Here is a 10567-nt window from a genome sequence, read left to right as displayed (position 1 = left end):
TGCGACACGCGGACGCAGGCGCCACCGCGAGCACGTGGCCCGGCGTTTCTCAGACCACCACGATGCGTGGGTCGACCAGGACGCCGTCGTCGACGTCGAACATCGCGATGGTGTGGTGCGGCTGGCGGCGACGTTCGGTCGGTGAGCCGGGGTTGAGCAGCCACTGCCCGTCGATGCCCGGCTCGTTCACCGGCTGATGGCTGTGGCCGAACACGACCAGGCCGGCGTCGGGGAACCGCCGCCGTAGCCGCCCAGCCCGGCCGGGTCGGGGTCCGCTGTCGTGGACCATCGCCACCTGCAGCCCGTCGAGATCGATCTGGAGCGTCTCCGGGAGGTCGCCGACGAGTTCGCGGTCGTTGTTCCCGAGGACCGCGTGGACGGGTGCGTACCCGCCCAGCTCGTCGAGGACCTCGCCGATGACGATGTCCCCGGCGTGCAGGATGCGGTCTGCCTCCTCGACCGCGGCCCGCGCTGTCGGCGGGAGCCGACGTGACGAGCCCCGCTTGATGTGGGTATCGGCGAGGACCACGACGTGCATGCTGCGACGATAACCGGCTCCCGCGGCGGGACTAGAACGGCAGGCCCGTGTCGATGTCGGCGGTGAGCCCCTCGAAGGGGTCGGCCGGGTGGTCGCCAGGTTGGGGGTCAGCGCCGGCTTCGACCGCGCGGGTCGCCCACGCCGGGAAGGGGAACTCCAGCATCAGCGGGACCGGCAGCTCCGGCTGGGCCAGGATCATGGTCCCGGGCTTGACGATGGTGGCGCGCTGACGGTGGGCAGTGGGGAGGAACCCGTACTCCTCGCGGGATGCCTCGGCGCTGTCGAGGCGGCCCACCACCCGGACCGCGGAGTTGGCGATCACGCGCCGCTCCACCTCGCTGGCGGTCTGCTGCGCGCCGATCAGGATGATCCCCAGGGACCGGCCCCGCTCGGCGACGTCCAGCAGCAGCTCCTTGATCGGGCTGGAACCGTCCCGCGGGGCGTACTTGTTCAGCTCATCGAGGACAACGAACAGCAGCGGATCGGCCTGACCAGACCGTTCCTTGTCATCGAACGCCCGCCGCAGCGTCACGCCGACCACGAAGCGCTTCGCCCGGTCGTTGAGGTTGTGGATGTCCACCACCGTCACCTGCGCGTGGCGTGTGATGCGGTGACGCTCGGGGTGAGCGACGTCACCGCGGATCAGGTGCTCGACGTGACGCTGCGTCGCGTACAGTCGGCGGACGAACGCGTGCACCGTGCCCTGCCCGATGGCGCGTCCCGCCCAGCGCTCACGGACGACCGGGTCGTCGTCCTCGGCCCGGTCGCGGATCACGTCCACCAGCGCCCGGAACGTGCGCACCGTCACCCCGTCGATGGTGACGCCGCCGTCGCCGGTCGGAGCGGCCTCCTTCAGACGCGCCATCACGTTGTGGACCACCATGGTGTACTGCTGGCGGTCGTCCTGGGCGTCAGCGAAGAGGAACTCAAGCAGCCCGTCGGCGCAGAACTCCTCGATCGTCCAGAAGAACGCCCGCACGCCTTCGCTGCGGGCACCGGTGTCGGCCGCTGCGGTCGTCGCCCCGCGCCGTGGCGGCGCCCACAGCTCCACCGAGCCGAACGGTGTGGCTTCCAGACCCAGGCGGCGGTACCGGTCGCGCTGCTCCTCGTCGAGCTTGAGGTTCGGCCGATCCAGGAACAGCAGGTCCTCACCCTTGACGTTGAACACCAGCGCCTTGGTGTTCACCGCCCCGCCGAGCACCCCCGACGTGAACAGGCTGTGCAGCAGGAAGGTGGCGTAGCTGGTCTTGGTGGCCACCCCCGACACGCCGCTGATGTTGACGTGCGCGCCGCGGGTACCGTCGAGGAACTCCAGGTTGATGTACACCGGCTCGTCGTCGCGGGACAGGCCGGCCGGGAGCCGGCGGACCATCCCGTCGAAGAACAGCGCCTCGTGGCGTTCGACACCCTCGGCACGGCGGACCGGCTGGCCGGGCAGCGGCGGGACGAACACCTCCGGTTCGAAGCGGGTCGCCAGGATCTGCGCGGCCTCGCAGACCTCCGCCGGCAACACCCCGTCCTCGATCAGGAACACGTCGCTGTCGAAGCGGGCCCCCTCGTGCCGGGCGCGGACCTGCGTCACGATCCCGTAGATGCGGACCGGATCGCGGCCCGGTGGCGTCCGCGCCAACGCCACCACGTCGTCGAGCTGCAGGAACCTGCCGTCGGCGATCGCGACCCAGAACTCCAGCGGGGTGGCGTCCTCGGTCCCGATCACCCGGCCCACCACAGCGTCGTCCACGTTCCCAGGCTCCCGCGTCGTCGACGCCGCAGGGTAACCGGGGGGTGCGTCGCAGGGGGCGGACGGCTCGCGCCGGGAGCCGCCTCCGGCGCGGAGCGGGCGCGGAGAGCCGCAGGGACCCCCCGCCCGTCACGCCGGGAGCCGCCTCCGGCGCGGAGCGGGCGCGGAGAGCCGCACGGACCCCCCGCCCGTCACGCCGGGAGCCGCCTCCGGCGCGGAGCGCGGCTGCGTGTTACCGTCCCTCGCGCAACACCAGCCACAGCGCACGTCGACGGCCTGTGCGGGCATCGGAACGGCGCGAGAACACGAAGGGCAAGATGCATGCCTCAGGGAACTGTCAAGTGGTTCAACGCGGACAAGGGCTACGGGTTCATCCAGCCTGACGAGGGCGGGGAGGACCTGTTCGTACACTTCTCCGCCATCCAGGTGCCAGGCTACAAGAGCCTGAACGAGGGCCAGAAGGTGACCTACGAGGTGACCCAGGGTCAGAAAGGCCCGCAGGCCAGCAACGTCCAGCCAGCCTGATCACCGCGTACGGCCACGCGCCCCCGGTTCGCCGGGGGCGTCGCCGTTCCGGGCAGCATCGAGGCGGACACGCCCCGGCTCGAACCAGCGACCTCCGCGTTGACGCTGGCCGAACTCGCTGCGGGGCCCACGCCACCGACGATGCTGCCGAACGTGCACGGCGGCAAGACCGGCTCGAGCGCGTGGAGGCGTTGCTCGACCCCCTGCCCTTCGACAACGAGGCAGCCCGCGCGTACGGGCGTGTGTACGTCGCGACGGCTCAAGCGACCGTACGCCGCGGCGCGCGGGCGATCGACCTTCTCATCGCGGCGGTCGCCCTCGCGAATGGACTTCCGCTCTTCACGCGCAACCGCGCGACTTCTCCCCTCTCGAGGACATCCGACTCGAGCTCTACGGCGAGTGATCGCTACTGCTCCGAACGGCAGTAGCAGGATCCTCCATTTTCCGTTGCGGCGTTTCACTCGAGGAACGACCAACGGCTCGGCCGGGGTCATCACGCCAGGTGCCCGCCGGGTGATCGTCCGTACCGGCGCTCGCACCGTGCGTGTCAAACTCGGAGGAGAGGCCAGCGATGAAGAGACCGGGGCGGCTCGTCACGCGTCAAGAAGCGTCAGGGAGGGTTCGCTCGCCGCGCCAGACGGCCTCGGGCATCCGGATGAGGTGGGCGCCCATCCATCCCCACGCCACGATCAGCAGCAGGTTCGGCTCGAGGGGCCGACGGGGGCGAGGAAGAAGTCCCACGCCGAGCAGCCGAGCGGAACGAACAGCATGCTGGCATTAGGCGAGTTGTTCGGCCTGAACGACACCGGCGTGCCTGCTGCTCCGTACCTCACCTACTCGGGAAACATGAGATCACCGTCCATGAGATGGGTGACGTACTGCGGCAGACCGTTGAGGATCCCCGCCAACAGCAGGCTGACGCCGGCCAGGATGCGGATGCCACGGGCGTCGGGAGGAGAGCCCTCACGGGGGCGGCGGGACCGGAGCGAACCCGCTCGGGGACGGGGACCCTCAACATCTCGGTCGAGGTGGTTCGGGACAGCCTGTCCCACACATATTCGGGACACGGAACTCATGACTGCCCGGCGAGCGTGGGGCATCGTCCTTCCCGCCGGGCGGAACCGCTCGGCCACGAACTCGAGGAGGACCACATGGCTCCGCTCACCACGCGCGAGGCGACGCAGGGGACCCGCCCGGCCCGGGTGCCGGCCGCCGTCCGGGTCGCGCAGGCGCTGCTTGTGCCGCTGGCTTTCTTCACAGCCGTCGGCGGGATGATCTTCAACCTGATGCCGGGCGCGCCGGGCACGGTCGCGCTGGGCATCGCCCTCGTCACCGCTGGCCTCGGGTACGCGGCTGCGGCGATCTTGCTGTCGCGCAGCCCGCGTCGGGGCTGGTTGCTGGCGAACGTCATCCTGGCGGTGCACTTCCTGTGGGGATCGGTGCAGAAGATCATCATCGAGGGCGAACAGGAGGCGTTCGTGTTCGCCGCCGTGCAGGTGATCATCCTGGTTTCCCTGAACGTGCCGCCGACCCGCCGCTACGTGACGTCGCGCCCGTGACCCGTCCCGGCCGCTTTGCCGCTGCCGTGTCCTCGTTGCGGCCGCGGTCGTCGCGGGATGGTGGCTGGTTTCAGTGCAGATCGCGGCGGGTCCCCGTGTGCGCGGGGTGACCACCGTGTCACGAACGACGATTTCGAGCCGGACGCGATCGTCGTGCCGGTCGGAAGCACGGTGACGTGGCGCTGGGAAGGCCGGCACCGTCATGACCTCATCGGTGCGGGGTTCTCCGCCCCGATGCAGGTCGAAGGTCTGGTGGCGCACCGCTTCGACAGGCCGGGCGTGTATCGCGACGCATGCTCACTGCATGCCGGGATGCGCGGTCTGGTGGAGGTCACGTCCTGATGCCGGTTGCGGGACGGGACGTCGCGAAACGTGCTCCGTCGCGTGCGGCGAGGGATCCTTCGCCGGTGAACCTCACCGCACCTGCGCCCCCAGACGGCCTGAGTGCGCCCGCCTGGCCGCCGGGCCGGCTGCTCCCGGCGTTCGCAGCCGCTCCGGTGCTGCTGCTGACGGCAGCACTGATCGTCGTCGCCCTGCTCGAGGGGCGGGCGGGCTTCCAGGGCTTCGTGGCTCAGTTCGATCTGTTCGCCGTGATCGCCGCCGTGTCGTTCTCGGCGGTGGCGGTGGTGGTGGCCCGGCACCAACCGGGCAATGCCGTCGCCCGCGTGGCTGCCGGCATCGCGTGGGGCTTCACCCTCTCCTACGCGCTCGAGGCCTACGGCAACCTGGGGCTCCCCAGGGGATGGCCGTTGCCCGAGTGGGCGATCTGGATCTCGACGTGGGTCTGGGTCCCTGCTCTCTGGGCTATCCCAACGTGGCTGGTGCTCCGGTTCCCGAACGGTCGCCTCCACGGGCCGCGGTGGCGGATCGTCGAGCTGTGGACCGGGCTCGCGCTTGTGGTCCTTGTCGTGGGCTGGGCGTTGACGCCCTACGGGCAGATCAACGTCGAGCCGTCGGCCGACGTCACGAACCCGCTCGCGGTCGTGGGCGGACGGCGCGTGTACGACGTCGGTTTCGCGCTGGCGCTGGCGGCGCTCGTCGCCAGCCTGTCGTCGTTCGCGTGGCGCTTCGCCCGCTCCAACGGCGTCGAGCGCGCGCAGCTCAAGTGGGCCCTGCTCGGAACCTGCGCAATGGTCCTGGTTATCGGGTCCTCCGTGGCGCTCGGGCCCGAAAGCGCGCTGCCGGCGTCGCTCGGTGTGGGCCTGCTGCCCGCGTCCGTCGGTGTGGCGATCGTGCGCCACCGCCTGTGGGACGTTGATCTGGTCATCAGGCGGTCGCTCGTCTACAGCCTCACGACGGTGATGATCCTGGTCGTGTACGTGGGGACCGTTGCGGCGCTCGGCGGCGTTCTCGGGGGGACCGCAGGCGCGCCACTCATCGCCGCCGGGCTGGTGGCCTTGGCCGTTCAACCGCTGCGGGAGCGGGCGCAGCGCCTCACGAACCGGCTGCTCTACGGCGAACGGGAAGACCCCTACACGACGCTGTCCCGCCTCGGCGAGCATCTCGCGGCGGCAGGCGAACGTGACCGCCTGCTGGAGGGCGTCACCGAAGCGGTCGTGCAGGCGCTGCGGCTCGCGGGCGCCTCGATCCGGGTGGACGGGCGGGACCTGGTCGGGGTCGGTGAGCTGACCGGCCCCGGGCGCGACATCCCGCTCGCGTTCCGCGGCGAACCGGTCGGCAGCCTCCGTGTGGCCCTGCGAGAAGGCGATCATCTCCATCCGTCCGAGGAGCGGCTGCTGGAGGACCTTGCGCGCCATGTCGCGGTCGCGCTGCACGCGGACCGCCTCCACGACGAGCTGCTGGCCTCCCGTGCCCGGTTGTTGACCGCCCGGGAGGAGGAGCGCCGTCGCATCCGGCGTGACCTTCACGACGAGCTCGGTCCCACGCTCGCCGCCATCGCGCTGCGGGTCGAACAGGCAAGCCTGGAGGCAGACGACGCCGAGGTCCTGCGAGCACGTCTCGACGAGGTGACGCGCCGGGTGCGCGACACTGTGCGGGTCATACGCACGCTGGTCGAAGGGCTCCGTCCAGCGGCCCTCGACGAGCTGGGGCTCCTCCGCGCAGTGGAGGAACTGGCCCGGCAACTCACGACACCGGAGCTGAGAGTCCGCGTCGAACCCGAGGGGAACCTGGACCATCTGCCGGCTGCGGTGGAGGTCGCTGCCTACCGGATCGTCGCGGAGGCCCTCACCAAGGGTCCGTCACGCACGCGCCTCCTCCTGCCGCGTCCAGCTGGAGGTCCGTGAGGACGCCCTGCGGGTCGTCGTCGAGGACGACGGCGCGGGCATCCGCGGGCACCCTCCACCAGGTGTCGGTCTCCGCTCCATGCGAGAACGCGCCGCAGAACTCGGAGGAGAGGTCCGCCTGTCCGCCGATCCAGGCGGAGGCCTGCGCGTCACGGCCGCTCTGCCCATGGCGAGCAGATGAGTCCCCGGCGTGTGCTGGTGGTCGACGACCACGCGCTCTTCCGCGAAGGACTGGCCGCGATCCTTGCGTCGCTGCCGGACGTTGTTGTTGTCGGCAGCGCCTCCGACGGCACAGAAGCCATCTCGGCGGTAGAAGAGCTCCAGCCGGACATCGTGCTGATGGACCTCCACATGCCGGGAATGAATGGCGTCGAGGCGACGAGACGCATCACCGCGGGGTGGCCTCACATCGCCGTGCTCGTCCTGACCATGCTCGAAGACGACCGATCGGTCTTCGCCGCACTCGAGGCGGGCGCTCATGGCTACCTCCTCAAAGAATCGGGCCGGGCGGAGCTCGCGGGGGCGATCCATGCGGTGTCTGCGGGCCAGGCCGTACTCGACGGTTCCATCGCACGGCGGGTTCTCTCTTCGGCCGGACGCCGGACGGACGAGCGCCGGATGCCCGATCCACAGGCCTTCCCCCTCCTGACGCAGCGGGAACGTGAGGTCCTCGACCTGGTCGCTCGCGGGCTCACGAACCCCGCAATCGCCTCGCGGCTCTTCCTGTCAGAGAAGACCGTCCGCAACCACGTCTCGAACATCTTCACGAAGCTGCACGTGACCGACCGCGCCGCGGCAGTCGCGCGAGCGCGCGACGCGGGCTACGGCGAGGTCCAGCGCTGATGTCAAGTCCGGCGCCCGTTTTCCACTTGCGTCCGGTCTCTGCGTTACGCCGGGCCCCAGCTCAAGCCTCAGTGTCCTCGGCGCCCCACTCCGATGCAGGCGGCGCCGTCCGACCTGAGGATGACGGCGGGACGCCCATGGGGAGGCTTTCGGTGAAAGCGCCGCGAGGCGAAATCGCCGCGGCGCTGTCACTGGTGACTCGCGCTCCGCCCTCCCGCCCAACGCCGTTCGTCAGAAGTCCGACGGCAGCCGCAGGATCATGCCGGGGTGGATCAGATCCGGATCGCTGATGATGTGGCGGTTGGCCTCGAAGATCGGTTGCCAGCCGCTGCCGATGTAGAGCGGCGCCTGATCGGCCGCGATCCCCGACAACGTGTCCCCGGGCTGGACGGTGTAGTGAAAGAAGCTGCGGAAACCTGGGGTGATCGCCGTGCCGAAGAACACCGGTATGGAGACCACGCCCGGGTGCTCATCCGCGCCGGTGCTGGGACCGACCTCAACCACCCCTCGCGTCGTCGGCGGCGGGCTCGGCAGGTCGATGGACGCCTGCCAGGGAGACGTGAGGTTCGTGCTCATCGTGTGGGTTTCGACCAGGACCCTGCCTTCGGCGTCGCGGACGCGGATGTCGATTGTGGCCTCGAACCCGCCTCCCATCCCGGCGAGGAGTAGCGGCTCACCGACCAGGTCATTCGGTCGCGGCTGGTCGACGCGGAAGGTCTGGTCCAGCGTGTTCGGCATCCCCGTTCCTGTTCCTCGGTGAGTGGCGACCCCGGGCACTGTCCAGACTTGCTGCGGGCGAGTGAACCACTCCACCGTGCTCGTCGGGGCCCCACGGTCGGGGCGATCGCAGCATCACACCCGCCGACTGTCAATGGCGGCCGTCGCGCACCCGCACAAGTTCTCGGATGACGTCGGCGTCGGCGCCACCGCACGGCGGAACCGCCACCGACCGAATCCCAAGGGGGGATCTGGGGCAGGGCAACACCGGAGGATGGCGCCCGGACGGGATCTCTGGAAGCGGCGGAGGAGGAAAGCCGGCGCGCTCGAGGCCGCCGAACGCCAAGCTCGACGCCGGGGTCGCCGACCGCTCGCTCGGGCGGGTGGGCATCACTCCAGATGCTGCTGCAGCTGTCCGTGGCGAGCAACGAGGCGCTTCCGCTGATCCGCCGAGCACGCCGACGATGCTCTCGGTGGATCCTGACCGACGAGACCCGTATCCGAACCGTGTCCGAGACGCCGCGGCGATAGCCGGTGGAGTGGTGGTCGGGGGCGGAATCGAACTGCCGACACGGTGATTTTCAGTTGCACCCCACACTCGACTAGGGAAAAAGCTGGCAACCTACGGCGTTTTCAAAGCTCCAGTCCCCTTGCGGTGGGCACGATTGGGCACGCGACAAGCGTGACAAGGCGTTTCTGGACGGCTGCTTTCGCATCCGCCGACCCGGCTACGGGCGGATGGTCGGGGCCTTGGCCGCTGTGCTCGGACTCAGCGTGGGCTTCTGGATACTCGAAAGCATGACAGCGTGGGCGCGGTAACCCGCCAGATAACCCTCGCCACATCCGCTCGTCTCCCTGATCGGAGTCGTTCTCTTCCCCATGGCGCCAGTTATCCCTGCGACGGATCCAACGCGACGGACGCGAGTGCGGGCTGAACCGCAGATCTTCGACGCGCGAAGGTCGACGGTGTGTCACGGAACGTGGTGGTGAATGTGGCACACGGCATAGGCGCCAGTATCACCCGAGCATCACCCCGCGGCCAGCGCGGCGTCGGCCGGATCGGTCCCGCCATTGCATCAACAATGTCAATGCGGCAGAATGTCTTGACGTTGACGAGGTGAACGCAATGCGGATGCCGGCACTGCTCCAGCGATACCAGGACGCCTCCGAAGAGACCCGGCGGCAGGTCGATCGGCTGCTCGCCCAGGACGCCGACGACCGGGCCTGGGCGGAGCAGCTGGGGCCGGTCTACCGACAGCGCGACGTCGCTGACCTGCTCGGCAAGTCCAAGCAGGCGGTGTCGGCGGACCAAGGGCTGCTGAAGCTCGAGCTGCGCAGCGGCCAGGTCGGCTACCCGGTGTTCCAGTTCGACGGTCGGCGGGTCCTTCCCGGGGTCCGAGAGGTCGTCGAAACCCTGACGCCATCGGTTGCGACGTCGTGGACGATCGCGTCCTGGCTGAGCTCGCCACAGCCGTCGTGGGACGGCGCCCGGCCGCTGGACCAGCTGCGCGCGGGCCGGATCGAGGAGGTGTTGGCCGCGTCCCGGCGGGTGGCGCGGACCCTGGCTGCCTGATGCGGCTGGGCTGGCCATCACAGCAAGCCGGCAGCCTGGCGCGCTTCCCCGCCGAACCGACACGCAGCCGCACCGTCTACCGCGTGTGGCGCTACCGGCTCTCCGACGCCACGATCCGCGACAGCCCCTGGTGGTTCGCCAGCCTCCCCGATGAGCCCGACGAGGGGGGACGCTACGACCTGCCCGAGCCGATGGGGGCCTGCTACACGGCGACCCGCCCCGTCGGAGCCGTCCTCGAGGCGCTGCAGGCCCTACTCACCAACCTCCCAACGCAGGAGCTGCGCGTGCGCCGGCTGGCGACGATCGCCACGCCACCCGACGCCCCCGCCGCCGCGAAGCTGACGGCGCAGGTCGCGGCGGGGCGCTACGGGGTGACGGCTGCCCTGTGGGCCGGCACCGACCGGTCGAGGTCGCAGGCGTGGGCGGCCGCGTTCCGACGTGACGGCTGGTGGGCCCTCTACGGCGGGATCCAGCACGACCCGTCAGGACAGCTTCGCGGTCACACGCTGTTCGACCACCAGAGCGAGCACCCTCCCACCTTCGGGCAGAGCTGGCCCCACACGGCCAGCACCCTGCACGACGACACGCAGCTGCTCGAAGATCTCATACGCTTCGGCATCCACGTCCGAGAACCGGGCGACCTACCCTTCACCACACGCCCCAGCGACATAGACGACCCTGCCACATGAGGAGCGCGCTGAAGCGCTCGGCGGCCGGGTCGTGCGAACGGTCCGATGGCCAGGATGGACCGCGCGCGGCGTTCGAGGCATTCATCCGCGAAAGCGAGCGGTTCGGGATTTCTGAAGGGTTCACGGGCGGGAACTC

Annotated in this window: 11 protein-coding genes; 7 read left to right on the top strand and 4 right to left on the bottom strand. The window is 70.0% G+C overall.

Going from position 1 to position 10567, the window contains the following annotated elements:
• Positions 1-49: 49 nt before the first annotated feature.
• Both KY462_03905 and KY462_03900 read right to left on the bottom strand, forming a co-directional pair.
• Positions 50-538 (bottom strand): metallophosphatase family protein, encoded by a 489-nt coding sequence (locus KY462_03905; protein ID MBW3576880.1) that lies wholly within the window; start codon positions 536-538, stop codon positions 50-52.
• A 31-nt stretch (positions 539-569) separates the two neighbouring features.
• The gene (locus tag KY462_03900) at positions 570-2264 is read right to left on the bottom strand and encodes an ATP-binding protein (protein ID MBW3576879.1); all 1695 of its coding nucleotides are present in this window, start codon (positions 2262-2264) and stop codon (positions 570-572) included.
• Positions 2265-2600: 336 nt separating this feature from the next.
• On the opposite strand from KY462_03900, the gene KY462_03895 reads away from it, so the two are divergent.
• Complete coding sequence (locus KY462_03895; GenBank protein MBW3576878.1) at positions 2601-2804, top strand: cold-shock protein; 204 nt, start codon at positions 2601-2603, stop codon at positions 2802-2804.
• Positions 2805-3637: 833 nt separating this feature from the next.
• Here KY462_03895 and KY462_03890 read toward each other — a convergent pair.
• A complete protein-coding gene (locus tag KY462_03890) occupies positions 3638-3856 on the bottom strand; it encodes a hypothetical protein (GenBank protein MBW3576877.1) in 219 nt (72 codons plus the stop codon).
• Positions 3857-3955: 99 nt separating this feature from the next.
• Here KY462_03890 and KY462_03885 point away from each other — a divergent pair, with 99 nt between their 5' ends.
• The 4 genes from KY462_03885 to KY462_03870 all read left to right on the top strand — a co-directional run bounded on the left by KY462_03885 (position 3956) and on the right by KY462_03870 (position 7452).
• Entirely contained in the window at positions 3956-4363 is a 408-nt protein-coding gene (locus tag KY462_03885; GenBank protein MBW3576876.1) for a hypothetical protein, read from the top strand.
• Positions 4364-4516: 153 nt separating this feature from the next.
• Positions 4517-4705, top strand: a complete 189-nt coding sequence (locus tag KY462_03880; protein MBW3576875.1) for a hypothetical protein — start codon at positions 4517-4519, stop codon at positions 4703-4705.
• Positions 4706-4770: 65 nt separating this feature from the next.
• Positions 4771-6609: a hypothetical protein gene (locus KY462_03875; GenBank protein MBW3576874.1), complete on the top strand. Its 1839-nt coding sequence runs from the start codon at positions 4771-4773 to the stop codon at positions 6607-6609.
• A gap of 177 nt (positions 6610-6786) precedes the next feature.
• A complete protein-coding gene (locus KY462_03870) occupies positions 6787-7452 on the top strand; it encodes a response regulator transcription factor (GenBank protein ID MBW3576873.1) in 666 nt (221 codons plus the stop codon).
• A 231-nt stretch (positions 7453-7683) separates the two neighbouring features.
• Here KY462_03870 and KY462_03865 read toward each other — a convergent pair whose 3' ends face one another.
• The gene (locus KY462_03865; protein MBW3576872.1) at positions 7684-8028 is read right to left on the bottom strand and encodes a LysM peptidoglycan-binding domain-containing protein; all 345 of its coding nucleotides are present in this window, start codon (positions 8026-8028) and stop codon (positions 7684-7686) included.
• A gap of 1273 nt (positions 8029-9301) precedes the next feature.
• Between KY462_03865 and KY462_03860 the strand changes: the two genes are divergently transcribed.
• Both KY462_03860 and KY462_03855 read left to right on the top strand, forming a co-directional pair.
• The gene (locus tag KY462_03860) at positions 9302-9742 is read left to right on the top strand and encodes a DUF2384 domain-containing protein (protein MBW3576871.1); all 441 of its coding nucleotides are present in this window, start codon (positions 9302-9304) and stop codon (positions 9740-9742) included.
• On the top strand, positions 9742-10431 hold the full coding sequence (locus KY462_03855) for an RES domain-containing protein (protein ID MBW3576870.1): 690 nt from the start codon (positions 9742-9744) through the stop codon (positions 10429-10431). Before KY462_03860 ends, KY462_03855 begins: the two co-directional genes overlap by 1 nt.
• Positions 10432-10567: the final 136 nt, after the last annotated feature.

Source organism: Actinomycetota bacterium (assembly GCA_019347675.1).
Lineage (GTDB): Bacteria > Actinomycetota > Nitriliruptoria > Nitriliruptorales > JAHWKO01 > JAHWKW01.
Note: the sequence above shows the minus strand (reverse complement) of the source record. Positions and strands in the feature narration are given on the sequence as shown.

Bases quoted from the DNA above. Each gene is read 5' to 3' on its own strand.
- KY462_03860 (MBW3576871.1), top strand. From the start codon at position 9,302: ATGCCGGCACTGCTCCAGCGATACCAGGACGCCTCCGAAGAGACCCGG.
- KY462_03855 (MBW3576870.1), top strand. From the start codon at position 9,742: ATGCGGCTGGGCTGGCCATCACAGCAAGCCGGCAGCCTGGCGCGCTTC.
- KY462_03905 (MBW3576880.1), bottom strand. From the start codon at position 538: ATGCACGTCGTGGTCCTCGCCGATACCCACATCAAGCGGGGCTCGTCA.
- KY462_03885 (MBW3576876.1), top strand. From the start codon at position 3,956: ATGGCTCCGCTCACCACGCGCGAGGCGACGCAGGGGACCCGCCCGGCC.
- KY462_03865 (MBW3576872.1), bottom strand. From the start codon at position 8,028: ATGAGCACGAACCTCACGTCTCCCTGGCAGGCGTCCATCGACCTGCCG.
- KY462_03870 (MBW3576873.1), top strand. From the start codon at position 6,787: ATGAGTCCCCGGCGTGTGCTGGTGGTCGACGACCACGCGCTCTTCCGC.
- KY462_03895 (MBW3576878.1), top strand. From the start codon at position 2,601: ATGCCTCAGGGAACTGTCAAGTGGTTCAACGCGGACAAGGGCTACGGG.